The sequence below is a fragment of the Acidimicrobiales bacterium genome (assembly GCA_035536915.1).
GTDB lineage: Bacteria > Actinomycetota > Acidimicrobiia > Acidimicrobiales > JAHWLA01 > JAHWLA01.
In genome coordinates this window covers 98,523-112,973 of the sequence record DATLNE010000020.1, presented here as the reverse complement: position 1 = coordinate 112,973, position 14,451 = coordinate 98,523, and the positions used below count along the sequence as shown (strand labels likewise).

The 14,451-nt window shown below is 70.7% G+C and carries 22 protein-coding genes; 13 read left to right on the top strand and 9 right to left on the bottom strand.

Features of this window, described 5'->3' with window-relative positions:
* Positions 1 to 105: 105 nt before the first annotated feature.
* The gene (locus VM938_05760; protein ID HVF74535.1) at positions 106 to 471 is read left to right on the top strand and encodes a hypothetical protein; all 366 of its coding nucleotides are present in this window, start codon (positions 106 to 108) and stop codon (positions 469 to 471) included.
* A 10-nt stretch (positions 472 to 481) separates the two neighbouring features.
* Here VM938_05760 and VM938_05755 read toward each other — a convergent pair whose 3' ends face one another.
* The 3 genes from VM938_05755 to rpiB are packed head-to-tail and all read right to left on the bottom strand — an operon-like array spanning position 482 to position 1,601.
* Entirely contained in the window at positions 482 to 934 is a 453-nt protein-coding gene (locus VM938_05755) for a PIN domain-containing protein (protein ID HVF74534.1), read from the bottom strand.
* The gene (locus VM938_05750; protein HVF74533.1) at positions 868 to 1,119 is read right to left on the bottom strand and encodes a type II toxin-antitoxin system Phd/YefM family antitoxin; all 252 of its coding nucleotides are present in this window, start codon (positions 1,117 to 1,119) and stop codon (positions 868 to 870) included. Before VM938_05750 ends, VM938_05755 begins: the two co-directional genes overlap by 67 nt.
* A 26-nt stretch (positions 1,120 to 1,145) precedes the next feature.
* A complete protein-coding gene (gene rpiB, locus VM938_05745) occupies positions 1,146 to 1,601 on the bottom strand; it encodes a ribose 5-phosphate isomerase B (GenBank protein ID HVF74532.1) in 456 nt (151 codons plus the stop codon).
* A 28-nt stretch (positions 1,602 to 1,629) separates the two neighbouring features.
* Here rpiB and VM938_05740 point away from each other — a divergent pair, with 28 nt between their 5' ends.
* The 4 genes from VM938_05740 (at position 1,630) to VM938_05725 (ending at position 4,196) form a co-directional block, all read left to right on the top strand.
* Positions 1,630 to 2,067: a hypothetical protein gene (locus tag VM938_05740; protein ID HVF74531.1), complete on the top strand. Its 438-nt coding sequence runs from the start codon at positions 1,630 to 1,632 to the stop codon at positions 2,065 to 2,067.
* A 289-nt stretch (positions 2,068 to 2,356) separates the two neighbouring features.
* On the top strand, positions 2,357 to 2,575 hold the full coding sequence (locus tag VM938_05735) for a hypothetical protein (protein HVF74530.1): 219 nt from the start codon (positions 2,357 to 2,359) through the stop codon (positions 2,573 to 2,575).
* Complete coding sequence (locus VM938_05730; protein HVF74529.1) at positions 2,572 to 3,414, top strand: amidohydrolase family protein; 843 nt, start codon at positions 2,572 to 2,574, stop codon at positions 3,412 to 3,414. The genes VM938_05735 and VM938_05730 overlap by 4 nt, the downstream gene beginning before the upstream one ends.
* Positions 3,415 to 3,434: 20 nt before the next feature.
* Positions 3,435 to 4,196, top strand: coding sequence for an alpha/beta fold hydrolase (locus VM938_05725; GenBank protein HVF74528.1), 762 nt, complete (start codon positions 3,435 to 3,437; stop codon positions 4,194 to 4,196).
* Here the strand turns inward: VM938_05725 and thiE are convergent.
* The 5 genes from thiE to VM938_05700 are packed head-to-tail and all read right to left on the bottom strand — an operon-like array spanning position 4,104 to position 6,810.
* On the bottom strand, positions 4,104 to 4,802 hold the full coding sequence (gene thiE / locus VM938_05720; GenBank protein ID HVF74527.1) for a thiamine phosphate synthase: 699 nt from the start codon (positions 4,800 to 4,802) through the stop codon (positions 4,104 to 4,106). The two genes, VM938_05725 and thiE, sit on opposite strands and share 93 nt — an antisense overlap.
* Positions 4,795 to 4,995, bottom strand: coding sequence for a sulfur carrier protein ThiS (gene thiS, locus VM938_05715; GenBank protein HVF74526.1), 201 nt, complete (start codon positions 4,993 to 4,995; stop codon positions 4,795 to 4,797). The genes thiE and thiS overlap by 8 nt, the downstream gene beginning before the upstream one ends.
* A 57-nt stretch (positions 4,996 to 5,052) precedes the next feature.
* Positions 5,053 to 5,625 (bottom strand): HhH-GPD-type base excision DNA repair protein, encoded by a 573-nt coding sequence (locus tag VM938_05710; protein HVF74525.1) that lies wholly within the window; start codon positions 5,623 to 5,625, stop codon positions 5,053 to 5,055.
* Positions 5,626 to 5,634: 9 nt separating this feature from the next.
* The gene (gene fabZ / locus VM938_05705; GenBank protein HVF74524.1) at positions 5,635 to 6,045 is read right to left on the bottom strand and encodes a 3-hydroxyacyl-ACP dehydratase FabZ; all 411 of its coding nucleotides are present in this window, start codon (positions 6,043 to 6,045) and stop codon (positions 5,635 to 5,637) included.
* 3 nt (positions 6,046 to 6,048) lie between these two features.
* Positions 6,049 to 6,810, bottom strand: a complete 762-nt coding sequence (locus VM938_05700; protein ID HVF74523.1) for a MerR family transcriptional regulator — start codon at positions 6,808 to 6,810, stop codon at positions 6,049 to 6,051.
* 111 nt (positions 6,811 to 6,921) lie between these two features.
* Here VM938_05700 and VM938_05695 point away from each other — a divergent pair, with 111 nt between their 5' ends.
* The 8 genes from VM938_05695 to fabI are packed head-to-tail and all read left to right on the top strand — an operon-like array spanning position 6,922 to position 13,430.
* The gene (locus VM938_05695) at positions 6,922 to 7,821 is read left to right on the top strand and encodes an ACP S-malonyltransferase (protein HVF74522.1); all 900 of its coding nucleotides are present in this window, start codon (positions 6,922 to 6,924) and stop codon (positions 7,819 to 7,821) included.
* Entirely contained in the window at positions 7,818 to 8,090 is a 273-nt protein-coding gene (locus tag VM938_05690) for a hypothetical protein (GenBank protein ID HVF74521.1), read from the top strand. The genes VM938_05695 and VM938_05690 overlap by 4 nt, the downstream gene beginning before the upstream one ends.
* Complete coding sequence (locus VM938_05685) at positions 8,087 to 9,025, top strand: beta-ketoacyl-ACP synthase III (GenBank protein HVF74520.1); 939 nt, start codon at positions 8,087 to 8,089, stop codon at positions 9,023 to 9,025. The genes VM938_05690 and VM938_05685 overlap by 4 nt, the downstream gene beginning before the upstream one ends.
* On the top strand, positions 9,022 to 9,768 hold the full coding sequence (gene fabG / locus VM938_05680; GenBank protein ID HVF74519.1) for a 3-oxoacyl-[acyl-carrier-protein] reductase: 747 nt from the start codon (positions 9,022 to 9,024) through the stop codon (positions 9,766 to 9,768). Before VM938_05685 ends, fabG begins: the two co-directional genes overlap by 4 nt.
* A 56-nt stretch (positions 9,769 to 9,824) precedes the next feature.
* Positions 9,825 to 10,076 (top strand): acyl carrier protein, encoded by a 252-nt coding sequence (acpP, locus tag VM938_05675; GenBank protein HVF74518.1) that lies wholly within the window; start codon positions 9,825 to 9,827, stop codon positions 10,074 to 10,076.
* Positions 10,073 to 11,302 carry a beta-ketoacyl-ACP synthase II gene (gene fabF, locus VM938_05670; GenBank protein ID HVF74517.1) on the top strand — a complete coding sequence of 410 codons (1,230 nt, stop codon included), beginning with the start codon at positions 10,073 to 10,075 and terminating at the stop codon, positions 11,300 to 11,302. Before acpP ends, fabF begins: the two co-directional genes overlap by 4 nt.
* The gene (locus tag VM938_05665) at positions 11,299 to 12,651 is read left to right on the top strand and encodes a carboxyl transferase domain-containing protein (protein ID HVF74516.1); all 1,353 of its coding nucleotides are present in this window, start codon (positions 11,299 to 11,301) and stop codon (positions 12,649 to 12,651) included. Before fabF ends, VM938_05665 begins: the two co-directional genes overlap by 4 nt.
* An 11-nt stretch (positions 12,652 to 12,662) precedes the next feature.
* Positions 12,663 to 13,430, top strand: a complete 768-nt coding sequence (gene fabI / locus VM938_05660) for an enoyl-ACP reductase FabI (GenBank protein ID HVF74515.1) — start codon at positions 12,663 to 12,665, stop codon at positions 13,428 to 13,430.
* A gap of 40 nt (positions 13,431 to 13,470) precedes the next feature.
* On the opposite strand, the gene VM938_05655 is transcribed toward fabI, so the two are convergent.
* On the bottom strand, positions 13,471 to 14,415 hold the full coding sequence (locus VM938_05655) for a DUF559 domain-containing protein (GenBank protein ID HVF74514.1): 945 nt from the start codon (positions 14,413 to 14,415) through the stop codon (positions 13,471 to 13,473).
* Between the last annotated feature and the right edge of the window lie 36 nt (positions 14,416 to 14,451).

Sequence of the window (14,451 nt, the reverse complement as noted above, 5' to 3'; positions counted from 1 at the left end):
CATAGCCGGCGGAAATCGCCGGCTATGTACTCGCGACGAACGGGGGTTGCCGTGAACGGCGCAGTGCGGAGGGGTCGCCGGCGAAGCGTCGTCGGTGGTGCTGTCGTGGCACTTCCCTCGGCATCGGCTCTTGTGTTCGACATGTCCGACGAGGCGGTCGACCTCCTGGGCGTCGGCGGCCTCGTCGCGTTGCTGGCTTTCTGCGTGGCGTGCCAGATCGGTGCCGGAATGACGGCCCGTCGAGCCGACTCCCGCATCTTCACAGCGGTTGCCGGAACGACGCTCGGTTGTCTTGGCGGCGCCTCTGTCGTGCTGGCGATCGCCGCCGCCGTCGGGGCGGCGCAGTTCCTGCCTGATCTCGACGTATCGGCGGGTGTGATCGTCGGCGGGCTGGGCTTGCTCTGGCTCGTCGGAGCCGCGTCCGGCGTGATCGTCGCCGTGGTGGCCTGGGCATCGAGACGCCTCGGCTGAGGCGATCGGCTCAGCGGGTGGCGCGATAGGTGACGCCGGGGAGGCCGTCGAAGCCTCGGGCGTCGGCCGTCACGACGATCCGCCGCCGGGCCAGTGCGGTGGCGGCGATCACGAGGTCGTGGGCACCTCGCGGCCGGCCCGCTCGCCGCACGTGGGCAAGCAACTCGCTATGGCGACGGGCGACGTTGAGGTCGTAGTCCTCGATCGGCAGCGTGTCGATGATGGCGTCGACGAGCTTCTGCCTCGCCGCCCGGCGCTTCCCCTCGGCCAACTCCACTCCGACCAGCAGCTCGGCAACGGTGATGGCGGCGATGGCGACGTCGTCGTCATCGGCCACGATCCGGGCGAGTGCCGCGCCCTGCCGTTCGGCATCGACGAGCACCGACGTGTCGAGGATCAGGCCGGCCAGGACCGCTCCTCGACGACGAGCGAATCGCGCATCTCGGTGAGCTCCTTGAGCCACGCCTTGTCGGGCTTGTGTGTGGCGAGCAGGGTTTTCAGCGCTTTGCCGTCCACCGTGGCGACGGGCTCAAGCCTCGCCACCGGTCGGCCCCCGCGGATGACGACGAACGATTGGTGCCGGTGCTCGACGGCGTCGAGCACATCGGAGAACCCCCGTGCCGCTTCCGTGGCCGAGATCTCCTTCATGCGATCAGATTATCAGAGAACGCGGGTCACGACCCGGCGCTTTCCTCGCGTTCGATCTCGGCCACCTGGGCCAGGCGGGCCACGTGGCGGTCGCCTTCGAACGGGGTGGCCAGGAAGGCGTCGACCACGGCCAGCGCCACCGTCTCGCCCAACACCCGCCCTCCCAGCGACAGGACGTTGGCGTCGTTGTGCTGACGGGCCAGGCGGGCCATGAGCTCGTCCTGGCACAGCGCCGCCCGCGCCCCGTGCACCTTGTTGGCGGCGATCTGCTCACCTTGGCCGCTGCCGCCCAGCACGATGGCGAAGTCGGCCTCGCCTCGCACCGCCGCCCGGGCCGCCGCCGCGCAGAACGCCGGGTAGTCGACCGGCGCCTCGCTGTCGGTGCCGAGGTCGGTGACCTCGTGGCCGCTGGCCTGCAGGTGGGCGATGACCGCCGTCTTCATGCGGAATCCGGCGTGGTCGGAGGCAATGGCGATCCGCATGGGCGGCGAGGGTAGCCTCGGGCTCGCCATGGCCGTCGTCTGGATCGCCCTCGCCGTCGGGATCGTCTTCGCCATCGCCGCGGTGGTGATCGGCCGAGAGGCCCGCCGCCTCGACGCCGTTCCGCCCCGCCCCGTCTTCGACCTCGACGAAGCGGTCGAGTGGGTGGCGGAGCACCTGCCGTTCGAGGTCAGCGCCGTGCTCAGCCACGACGACGTGCGCCGCATCATCGACTGGAACCTCGAGTTCTTCCGCATCAAGTCGACCTCGGGCAACGGCCACGCCGTGCCCTCGGGCAGCCCCGTGGTGGTGGGCGGCGCCGAGACCGTCGACTACGTGCTGCGCAAGGCGGCCACGGTGGGCCAGGACTACACGGCGCCGCAGGTGCACGCCGTGCTCGACGCCCAGATGAGCTACCTCGAAGCCATCGGCGCCATCGGCCCCGAGGTGCCTCCGGACCAGGCGTGAACACCGCCTCGTAAATGTTCGAATTACGAACGGGGCCGTTGTACCATCGCCGGTACCAGAGAAAGGAGGTGGTCCAACTGAGTTCGTCTGATAGTTGCGGGACCCTGGAGGTGGCTGGCCGCTAGGCGGCAAGCTGGACCACCTGGTGAGTCCAAGCCAGGCACCGCTCGAACCGCCCAGTCGGAACCGGTCCCATCCGACGCAGCACGGCAGATCGAGACCTTTCAGCACAATCTTGGCGAAGGGGCGCTTCGGCGCCCCTTCGTCGCGTCCGCGTACAGTTCCAGCCATGTCTCGACCCATTCGCTTCGAGCACTTCCGCTGGCTGGGCGACAAGCGCAGCACGGTCGTGCACGACCTCGACAACATCACCGACGACTGCGCCCTCGACGACCTGTTGGCGTCGGAGCAGTTCGCCACCTTCGGCCCCGACGTCCTGGTGGAGGCCCGCAACCGCAACTACAAGCCCTGCCGCCACTGCGTCAACGAGGTCGAGCTCAGCGCGTGAAGGCCATCGACCTGCACGTCCACCTGGCCACGCACGAGTGGCTGAACGCCTCCCTCGGCCCCATGCGGGAGGCCACCGAGCGCCACTTCCGCATGGTCATCGAGGAACGCACGGTCGACGAGATGGCCGACGAGTTCCGGGCCGACGACGTGCTCGCCGTGCTGTTGGCATGGGACGCCGAGACGGCGACGGGCCTGCCGCCGGTCACCAACGACTTCGTGGCCGACTGCGTGCGCCGCCACCCCGACGCCTTCGTGGGCTTCGCCTCGGTCGACCCGTGGAAGGGCCGCAAGGCCATCGACGAAGCCCGCCGGGCCGTGGAGGAGCTGGGCCTGAAGGGCCTCAAGTTCCACCCCGGCTGCCAGCGCTTCGCCCCCAACGACACCCGCTTCTACCCCCTCTACGAGACGGCGGTGTCGCTCGGCATACCCGCCTTGTTCCACACCGGCACGACCGGGCTCGGTGCGGGCATGCCCGGCGGCGGCGGGATCAAGCTCGGCTACTGCCGGCCGATCCTGCTCGACGACGTGGCCGCCGACTTCCCCGACCTGCAGATCATCGCCGCGCATCCCTCGTGGCCCTGGCAGGACGAGATGCTGGCCGTGGCCCAGCACAAGGCCAACGTGTGGCTGGAGCTGTCGGGGTGGTCGCCTCGCAAGTGGTCGCCGGAGCTGACGAAGGCGGTGCTCGGCCCGATGCAGGACCGGGCCCTCTACGGCAGCGACTACCCGTTCATCCGCTTCACCAAGTGGCTCGACGCCTTCGCCACATACGACCCGCCCGCCGAGGTGCAGGAGAAGCTGCTGGTGGGTAACGCGCGCCGGTTGCTCGGCCTCTGACCGGTACCGTGGGGAGCGCTGTGGAAACCGAGATCCAATCCGGGGGGCTGCGCCTGCGTGGCTACCTGGCCTCGCCCCCTCCGACGTCGGGCGGACCTGGCCACTTCCAGCACGGCCTGGTGCTGTGCCACGGGTTTCCGCCGGGCACCAAGGGCGCTCGCACAGCGGGGCAGACCTATCCGCAGCTGGCCGAACGGCTGGCCGCCGATGCCGGGTGGGCGGTGCTGACGTTCAACTTCCGGGGCGCCGGCGGGTCGCCCGGCGACTTCTCCCTGGGCGGGTGGCTGGAGGACGTGCGAGCCGCTATCGACCACTTGCCGACGGTGGCCGACGTCGACGGCGTGTGGCTTGCCGGCTTCTCCACCGGCGGCTCGCTGGCGCTGTGCGCGGCAGGCGAGGACGAACGGGTCAAGGGCGTGGCCGCCTTCGCTGCTCCGGCCGACTTCGACGACTGGGCCAGCGACCACAAGAAGTTCCTCGAGCACTCCCGAGAGATCGGGGTCGTCGGCAGCAAGGGCTTTCCCGCCGACGTAGAGGCGTGGGGCCGAGAGCTGCGGGAGATCCGCCCGCTCAACCTCATCGGCAAGATCCCGCCCCGCCCTGTGCTGTTGGTGCACGGGGGCGACGACGAGACGGTGCCGCTGATGGACGCCCGCGCTCTGGCCGACGCCGCCGACGGCGAGGTCGAACTACGGGTGGTGACGGGTGCCGGGCACCGGTTGCGCCACGACCCCCGGGCCGTCGCCGTGCTGCTCGGCTGGCTCGACCGCCAGCACCTCTAGCGCGCCGTCGAGTGCGGCCCGCAGCGCTCGCGCCGCGGGCTCCGGTTCTGCTGCCTCGGTCAACCAGCGCACCACCACCACGTGGCGAGCACCCGCTTCGACCACCGCGCTCACCGTCTCAGGGGTGACACCGCCGGTCACGTAGAACGGGCGGGTGGCGTTGTGCGCTGCGTATGTCACGTACTCCAGGCCAGTGCCCGGGCGCCCCGGCTTGGTGGGCGTCGGCGTCACCGGCCCGGCGGAGATGTAGTCGACGGGTTCGCCTGCGGCGTCGTCGAGTTCGGCGGGTGCGTGCGTCGACAGCCCCACGATGGCGTCGGGGCCGAGGAGGCGGCGGGCCAGCGAGGGCGGCGCGTCGTCCTGGCCCACGTGCACCCCGTCGGCCTCGACCTCCAGCGCCAGGTCGGGGCGGTCGTTGAGGATGAACGGCACGCCGTGGTCTCGGCACACGTCGCGCACGACGCGGGCCCGATCGAGGAGCGGCCGGGCGTCGAGGTGCTTGTCGCGCAACTGCACCAGGTCGACGCCGCCCCGGATGCACGCGGCCACGAACTGCGCCAGGTCGGGCCGGTCGGGGGTGCAGAGGTACAGCCGCCGCTCAGCCACCGGCCACCGCCCGCACCAACTCCAACCGGTCCCCTTCGGCCAACGCCGTCGTCGCCAACTCCGCCCGCTTCACCGGCTCTCCGTTGCGCTCGACCAACACCCACTTGCCGCCGAGCCCCATCGACGCCAGCAGGTCGGCGACGGTGGCGTCGTCGGGGAGCTTGACGGCCGAGCCGTTGGCGATGACCTCCACGGCGCCGATGCTAGAAGGACGCCGAGAAGATCGATTCGAGGGCGTCCGCCCCGGGTCTCATCCCTTGGCTGCTGCCTTCTTGGCCTGCTTGTACTCCCGCACCTTGGCCAACGTCTCCGGCCCGGTGATGTCGGCTACCGACATGTGCGTGCCGGGCTTGCCGAACTCGCCCGCCGCTTCCTGCCAGCCCTCGGGCTGCACCGCCAGTTGCTTGGCCAAGAGGGCGATGAAGATGCGGGCCTTCTGCTCGCCGAAACCCGGCAGCGCCTTGATGTTGCGGAACAGTTCGTCGCCCGACTTGGCCGACTTCCACACCCGGGCCGCTTTGCCGCCGTACTCGTCGACCACGATGCGACACAGCTCTTGCACCCGCTTGGCGTTGGCACCAGGGAAGCGGTGCAGCGCCGGTGTCTGCGAGAAGACCTCGACCAGCCGGTCGGGGTCGATGGCGGCGATCTCGGCGGCATCGAGTCGCCCGCCCAACCGCTCCTTGAGGCGCAGCGGGGCGGCGAAGGCCCACTCCAACGGGACCTGCTGGTCGAGGACCATGCCGATCAACAGGGCCAGCGGGTCCTTGGAGAGCAGCTTGTCGGCGGCCGGGTCACCGGAGAGGGCGAGCGTCGAAGGCATCGCTGGGCATTATCCCAGGGCGAAGAACAGCCGGCCTTCGCAGGTCGTGGCGCCCTCGACCGAGGCTCGCGCCTGGCACCAGCCGCCGCGGGCGCTGAGGCGCTCGATGTCGACCTGCAAACGCAACTCGTCGCCGGGCCGGACGATGCGCCGGAACCGCACCTTCTCGACCCCGCCGAACAGCGGCAGTTTCCCGGCGTAGCGCTCGTCGGACAGCACGGCGATGGCCCCTGCCTGAGCCAACGCCTCCAACTGGATCACGCCAGGGAACACGGGGTTGCCGGGGAAGTGCCCGGCCAAGAACGCCTCTTCGCCCGTGACCCGGTAGCGCGCCGTCACCGACTCGGCGGGCACCACGGCATCGACGGCGTCGACAAAGCGGAACGGCGGGCGGTGCGGCAACAACGAGACGTAGTCCATGTCTCAGGCCGGCTTGGCCAGGTTGAGGCGGCGGGCGACGTCCTTGCGCAGGGCCGCCCGCTCCGCCCGCGTCCCGTGCTGGTCGAGTTCCTCTTGGAGGGCGTCGAGCAGGGTGCGCTGGAAGTTGTAGCTGATGAGCTCGGAGGCAGCCTGCAGGGTGAGGCGGAAGGCCGCCACCAACCGGTCGGCCTCCACCTTGCTCGGCATGCCCGCGGCGAGCATCGGCTCGCGCACGTAGCGCAGAAAGAGTTCGACGGCGCCTTGGGCCACCGCGTCGGCCGCCTCCAACTGCACGCGGGCCACCCGCATGAACTCCTCCATGGGCACCCCGCTGCCCACCAGGCTGAGGAGCATCTTCACCGCCCGCACGTCGGCCGGGGTGTAGCGCCGTTCCTCGCCCGTTCGGTACGGCCGGAGCACGCCCGACCCCTCCAGCGAGCGCAGCATGGCCGGTGGCACCCGGGTGCGCTCCGCCAGTTCGCTGAGCGTGAGCGTCTCGTTCTCGGAAGCCAGCACGGCCGCGGCAATGGGCTGGGGGGTGGCCGCGGCGCCGTTGTCGAGCATCGAGGCGATGGCCCGCAGCGAATGGCCCCGTGTCTTCAGGTCGCGGATGAGCTTGAGCCGGTCGAGGTGTGTGTCGTCGTAGTAGGCGACGCGGCCTGTGTGGCGGGGCGGCGGTACGAGTCCCTTGGACTGGTACGACCTGAGCACTTCCACGCTGATCCCTGCTGCGGAGGCCAGCTCGTCGACTCGGTACTCGATCATTGCTACCGAATAGTAATACGGATTTCTCGAACCGTTCGAGATTTCTGTGTAACTATTGAGGGGAGCGATTGGTCGGAGTCTCCGATCACCAGCTGGGAAAGGTCGCATCGTATGGCTGTGGGGATCCTCTTCCCCGGACAAGGCGCGCAGGCTTCGGACATGGGCGCCCCCTGGCGAGCCCATCCGGCTTGGGACGCAGTGGTCGGCCGAGCTGAAGACGTGGTGGGCGCCTCGCTGGAGTCGCTGCTCGTGGGCCCCGCGCCCGCACGAACCCGTGAGGCACAGCTGAGCGTCCTACTGGCGTCGCTGTTGGCGTGGGAGGTCGTGCGCCCCGAGGTCGACGAGGTCGCCTGCTTCGCCGGCCATTCGCTGGGCCAGGTCACTGCGTTGATCGCCGCCGGTGCGCTTTCCTTCGAAGACGGCATCCGCTTCGCCCTCCAGCGGGCCGACGCCACCCAGGCCGCTGCCGACGCCCGCCCCGGCCGGATGGCGGCCCTGCTGGGCGCCACCGACGAGCAGGTCGCCATCGCATGCGCCGCCGCCCCCGACGCCTGCTGGACGGCCAACGACAACGCCCCCGGGCAAGTGGTGATCGCAGGCACGCCCGCCGGCCTCGAGCTGGCCGTCGAAGCGGCCCGGGCCGCAGGTGTGCGCAAGGTGCTGCCCCTCAACGTGGGCGGTGCTTTCCACACCCCGCTCATGGACGACGCCCGCGAGGCGCTTGTGCCGGTGCTGGTCGCCCTCTCGTTCGCCTCCGGCACCGCGCCTGTGGTGTCCAACGGCGACGCCACCCCGTATGCGGACGGCGAGGGTTGGCGCAGCCGCCTCGCCGACCACTTGGTGCAGCCGGTCCGCTGGCGCGCCTGCCTGGAGACGATCGCCGCACTCGGCGTCGCCTCACTGATCGAAGTGGGCCCCGGTGCGGCCCTGGCCGGCATGGCCAAGCGCACCGTGCCCGATGTTCCTGTTCGCAATGTCTCGACGCCCGAGACCATGGAGGTTGGACGATGACTGTTCTGCTCGCACCTGGTGAGGAGCTCCTGGTTCCTGAGCGTGTGATTGTGGCCCCGGCCCTTGGTGTCTTCCAGCCGTTGGCCCCCGAAGTGGTGACCACCGAAGGCGAGATCGTGGAAGCGGGCCAGTCGATCGGGACGGTGACGGTCGGCGGCGAACCCGTCCACATCAGGTCGCCCTTCCGTGGGTTCCTGATGGGGATGCTGGCTGTGTCGGGGGAGCGGGTGCGCGAAAGCCAGCCCGTCGCCTGGCTCCGCACCCTGTGACGGCAGCGCGCGCCGTTGTCACCGGGCTGGGGAGTGCGGTGCCCGAGGGGCGATTGACCAACGCCGACCTCGAAGCCCGCGTCGACACCAACGACCAGTGGATCGTGGACCGGACCGGCATCAGGGAACGGCGGGTCGCCGGGCCTGACGACAGCACCGCCTCGCTGGCCGCTGCCGCCGGCGCGGCGGCTGTCAAGGACGCCGGCCTCACGCCCGACGACATAGGCCTGCTGGTGCTGGCAACCACAACGCCCGACCAGAAGCTGCCTGCCACGTCGTCGGCCGTGCAGGACCTGCTGGGCCTCCGGTGCGGCGCCTTCGACCTTACGGCCGCGTGCTCGGGCTGGGTCTACGGCCTCGGGGTGGCTGCCTCGCTGGTCGAGACGGGACGCGCTGACAACGTGCTCGTGGTCGGAGCCGAGGTGCTCTCGCGCATCGTCGACCCCGCCGACCGGGGGACCTCGATCCTCTTCGGTGACGGGGCGGGCGCGGGTGTCGTCGCTCGCCGCGAGGGCGAAGCGGGCCTGCTCTCGTGGGATACCGGGTGCGACGGCTCCTTGGCCTCGATCCTCGAAGTGCCACTCGGCGAACAGCACATGCACATGGACGGCCCCGAAGTTTTCCGCCGGGCCGTGCGTGCCCTGGTGGACTCGGCCAACAAGGCGCTCGCCCAAGCCGGCGTGACGGCCGCCGACATCGACGTGTTCGTGCCCCACCAGGCCAACACCCGGATCATCTCGGCCGCCGCCGACCGCCTGGGCATCCCCATGGACCGCGCCGTGTTGAACATCGAGCGCTACGGCAACACCTCGGCGGCGTCGATCCCCCTGGCCTTGGCCGAAGCGGACCTCGCCGACGGCGACCTCGTCCTGTTGAGCGGCTTTGGCGCAGGCATGACGTGGGCCAGTGCCGTGTTGCGGTGGAGGGCGTCGTGAGCGAGCGCCGCGTCGCCTTCGTCACCGGCGCCTCGCGCGGCATCGGCCGCGCCTGTGCGGTGGCCCTGGCCCAGCAAGGCCACGACGTCGCCGTGGGCTGGTCGCACGACGACGAGGGCGCGGCCAAGACCGTCGCCGCCGTCGAGGAAGCGGGCGGGCGCGGCCTGCCCGTGCAGCTCGACGTCAGCCGCCCCGGGTCGGTCGACGCCGCCTTCGGGTCCGTCGAGCTGTCGCTCGGCAAGGTCACCGTCCTCGTCAACAACGCGGGGGTGACGCGCGACGGCTTGCTGCTCCGCATGACCGACGAGCAGTGGAGCGAAGTGCTCCGTACCAATCTCGACGGCGCCTTCTACGCCGTCCGCCGGGCCACGCCCGGGATGATGAAGGCCCGCTACGGCCGGATCGTGAACGTGGGGTCGGTTGTCGGCTCCACGGGCTCGGCCGGGCAGGTCAACTACGCAGCCGCCAAGGCCGGCCTCATCGGCCTGACGCGGTCCGTCGCCCGCGAGCTCGCCTCGCGTGGCGTCACCTGCAACCTGGTGGCGCCCGGGCCGATCGCAACCGCCATGCTCGACGCGCTATCCCCCCAGCGCATCGAGCAACTGGCCGCTGAGGTCGTGCTCGGGCGCCTCGGAACGCCGGAGGAAGTGGCGGCTGTCGTCGCCTTCCTCTGCTCCGAGGCATCTGGCTACGTGACCGGAGCCGTCGTCCCCGTGGACGGCGGCCTCGGCATGGGCCACTGAGTTTCGCAACACCGTTCGCAACACCGTTCGCAACGTTCGTAACAAGGAGAAGCAACATGAACCGTGAAGACATCCTCTCGACCCTGCGTGACGTGGCCGTCGAGGTACTCGGCGTGGAAGCCGACGCCGTGACCGAGCAGGCCAGCTTCAAGGACGACCTCGACGCCGACAGCCTCGACCTGGTCGAGGTCGTCATGGCGCTGGAGGAGAAGCTCGACATCGCCATCCCCGAAGAAGAGCTGGCCGACATCAAGACCGTGGGCCAAGCCATCGACGTGGTCGTGTCGAAGGTGGCGGCGCGGGCGTGACGTCGCATCGCGTCGCCGTCACCGGCCTGGGCGTGAAGACGCCCGCAGGCAACGACCTCGACACCTTCTGGGCGTCGCTGCTGCGGGGCGTTTCCACCGCCGCGCCGATCAGCCGGTTCGACGGCTCCGAGCTGCCGGTCGGCTTCGCGTGCGAGGTGAAGGACTTCGACCCGGTTGCCTACCTCGGGCCGAAAGAGTCGCGCCGCGCCGATCGCGCCGCGCAACTCGGCTTCGCTGCGGCCGTCGACGCTATGGCGGACGCGGGCGCCATCGACGTGGACCCATCGCGCTGCGGCGTGGTGGCAGGCACGGGCGTCGGCGGCCTCAGCACCCAGGAGGAAGAGGAGAAGGTCATGTTCGAGCGGGGTCCGACCCGCGTGAGCCCCTTCCTCGTCCCCATGATGATGGCCAACGCCACCGCGGCGTTGGTCGGCATGAAGCACGGGTGGACCGGCCCGAACATCTGCATCGCCACCGCCTGCGCGGCGGGCACCCACGCGTTGGGTGAAGGGTTCCGCATGGTGCGCGACGGCTCGGCCGACGTGGTGCTGGCGGGCGGCAGCGAAGCGGCCATCACCCCGGTGGCGCTGGCTGCGTTCGCCCGCATGGGCGCGCTGAGCACGCGGCGCGATGCCCCGGAGCTGGCGTCGCGCCCGTTCGACGCGGCCCGTGACGGCTTCGTGATGGGCGAGGGCGCGGCGTTCCTCGTCCTCGAGCGGTGGGACGCTGCGGTGGCCCGGGGCGCCCGCATCTACGGCGAGGTCCTCGGCTATGGGCGGAACTCCGACGCCTACCACATCACCGCGCCGGCCCCCGGTGGTGGCGGCGCGGTGGCGTGCATGGAGCTGGCATTGGCCGACGCGGGCCTGCAGCCCGCGGACATCGGGCACGTGAACGCCCACGGCACCTCGACGCCCCTCAACGACGCGGCCGAGGCCGAGGCCATGCTCAAGGTGTTCGGCGGCACGCCGCCGCCGGTGACGTCGACCAAGGGCGTGACCGGGCACCTCATCGGCGCCGCAGGCGCCACCGAGGCCGTGGCGTCGCTGCTCGCCATCGGCAACGGCCTGGTGCCGCCCACGGCCAACCACGAGCAGACCGACCCCGACATCAGCCTCGACGTGGTGGTCGGTTCGCCGCGCCAGGTGGGCGCCAAGCCCGTCATCTCCAACTCGTTCGGCTTCGGCGGCCACAACGCCTCGATCATCGTGGGGCCTGCGTCCTGAGCCGTCTGCTTGCCGTCGCAGCCTGCCGCCAAGGTGCGGCCGAGGCCGACATTCGAGAGTTCGACGGGCGCACGGTCGGTTGGTTCCGCCTCGACGGCGGCGCCCACCGCGGCGCCATCGGGACGGTCGAAGGCGAGACCATCGAGCGCTTGGTGCGCACGGCGGTCGATGTCGGCGTGCCCATCGTGGGGGTGCTGGCTACCAGTGGTGCCGACGTCACCGAGGGGGTGGCGTCGCTTCATGCCTGGGGGCGCGTGGCCCGGGCGCTGTCGCAGGCGTCGGGCTCAGTGCCCATCGTGCTGGCCGTGGTGGGCCCGTGCGTATCGGGGCCCGCGTTGCTGCTGGGCATGGCCGACATCGTGGTGATGACGGCGGAGGCGACTGCCTACGTCAGCGGCCCGGCCGTGGTCGAGCAATTGACCGGGGTGCGGGTTACCCATTCGGTCCTCGGCGGCGCGGCCGTGCACGCGGCGCGCAGCGGCGTGGCCTCGTTGGTGGCCGACGACGAAGAAGCGGCCTTGCACGCGGTCGCCGACGTGCTCGCCTACCTGCCGTCCAACTACATGGAAGAACCGCCGCTGCATTGGACCGACGACGCAGCTGACCGGACCTCCGACGTGGCCGCTCGCACCGTGCCCGAGTCCGCCACGTCGTCGTACGACGTGCGGGTGGTGGTGCGCGACGTGGTCGACGAGGGGTCGGTGTTCGAGGTGCGGGCGCTGCACGCGGGCAACGTCGTCACCGCCTTTGCCACGGTGGAGGGACGGCCGGTCGGGGTCATCGCCAACCAGCCGTGCCAGTTGGCGGGCACCCTCGACATCGAGGCGTCGAAGAAGGCCGCTCGCTTCGTGCAGCTGTGCGACTCGTTCAACCTGCCGCTGCTCACCTTCGTCGACACGCCGGGGTTCCAGCCGGGCAAGGACATCGAGTGGCGGGGGATGATCCGCCACGGGGCCGAACTGGTGCACGCGTACGCGGCGGCGACGGTGCCGCGCATCTGCGTAGTGCTGCGCAAGGCCTACGGCGGTGCGTTCATCGTCATGGACTCCAAGGGCATGGGCAACGACGCCTGCTTCGCCTGGCCCAAGGCCGAACTCGCCGTCATGGGTGCGCCCGGTGCTGTGCAGATCCTGCACGGCAAGCGGCTGACCGAACCGGCCGAGCGGGCCAAGCTGGAGGCCGACTACGCGGCCCGCTACTGCTCGCCCGACATGGCGGCCAAGCGGGGCTACGTCGACGAGGTCATCCCGCCGGAGGAGACGCGGCGGGCGGTGGTCGGCGCCCTGCGCGCCTTGAAGAACAAGCGTGAGCGGCTGCCGCAACGGCGCCACTCAAACAGCCCGCTCTAGGAGGCGACATGTTGCTCGACGGCAAGCGAGTGCTGGTGACCGGTGTGCTCACGGATTCTTCGATCGCCTTCTCGGTGGCGCGGCTGGCCCAGGAGCAGGGGGCCGAGGTGCTGCTGACCTCGTTCGGACGGGCCATGTCGCTGACGCGGCGTGCGTCCCGTCGGTTGCCGACGGAGGCCGACGTGCTCGAGGTCGACGTCACCAACCCCGAGCACCTGGGCGGGCTCACGGCCGAATTGGAGCAGCGGTGGGGGCGGGTCGACGGGGTGCTCCACGCCATTGGGTTCGCGCCGGAATCGTGCCTTGGTGGCGACTTCCTCAAGGCGCAGTGGGAGGACGTGTCGACGGCGTTGCACGTGTCGGCCTACTCGTTGAAGTCGTTGACCGAGGCGTGCCTGCCGCTGCTCAAGGCGGCGGGCGGCGGCTCGGTCGTCGGGCTCGACTTCGACGCCACCGTGGCGTGGCCCATCTACGACTGGATGGGCGTGGCCAAGGCGGCGCTGGAGTCGACGTCGCGGTACTTGGCTCGCGACCTCGGCCCGCTCAACGTGCGGGTCAACCTGGTGGCGGCCGGGCCGTTGCGCACTGTGGCCGCCCGCGGCATCCCCGGGTTCTCGCAGATGGAGGACCTATGGCAGACCCGGGCGCCGCTGGGGTGGGACGTCGCCGACACCGAACCCGCCGCCAAGGCGTGCATCGCCCTGCTGTCGGACTGGTTCCCCGCCACCACCGGCGAGCTGGTGCACGTCGACGGCGGCTTCCACGCCACCGGCGCCTAACCCCCGCCGCCCCCCACTGCAAAGTGTGCGGGGTTGGGGATCACAACGATCCCGACATCCGCACACTTCGCGGGGTGGACGGGGTTCTTCGCAGTTCGGTGTTGAGCATGGTGACGATCGTTTCCGGCCGGCGGCGGATGTCGTCGAGCGTGACGCGGCGCATGCCCCAGCCCCGGTCGCGGATGGCGTTGTCGCGGGCGCGATCCCGGTAAAAAGCCTCGCGTCCACCGTGGGCGTCGAAACCGTCGACCTCCACGGCGAAGCGGGCCTCGGGCCAGGCGAAGTCGACCGTCGCCACCTCCCCGTGGGCGAGCGCGATGCGGTGTTGGCGCTTCGGCCTCGGCAGGCCGGCGAGGCGCACGAGGCGGAGGAACGCCACCTCCGCCGCACTGCCGGCGGCGCGCTCGCCCTCGCGCTGGACGAGCAGCGTGCGCAGCTTCCGCACGCCCTTGCGCCCCTGGCGGCTGCCCTCCTCCAGGAACCGGCGCAACTTCGAATGCGTGGTGAGCCCTTTGCGGATGGCGCTCTCAAGGGCAACCTCGACCACCCGCCACGACCGGTCGCGGCACAGGTCGAGGATGGTGCGCTCCACGACGGTGACGGGTTGGCCGTTGTGCACGGTCACGTCGCGCGGGTCGAGGCGCCGCGTGCGGTGGACGATGACGCCTGTCGGCACCGGCCCACATGTGATCGGCACCAGTATCTCGAGCGGGGCCGAACGGAAGCCGTCGAGGCCCCACAGCACGGCCGCCGCCCGGTGCGACGCCACCGCTCTCGGTCCCGCCGCCAGGGTGGCGCCCCGGAGCTGCTGCCACCAGGTGGGCGGCGCCGAGCCGGTCAGGTAGACGCCCCGCTGCAGCCGTTGCCAGGTGCAGTTGGCGACCCGTCGCTTCGGGACCATGGCACTGGCGTGGATGTCGGATCTTGCGAGGAGGCCGGCCTGCGATGCGCCGACCACGCTCAGATTGCGGTCGATGTTCCCCATGCCCCCCATTCAACCGACGGGGTGTGACAGTAAAAC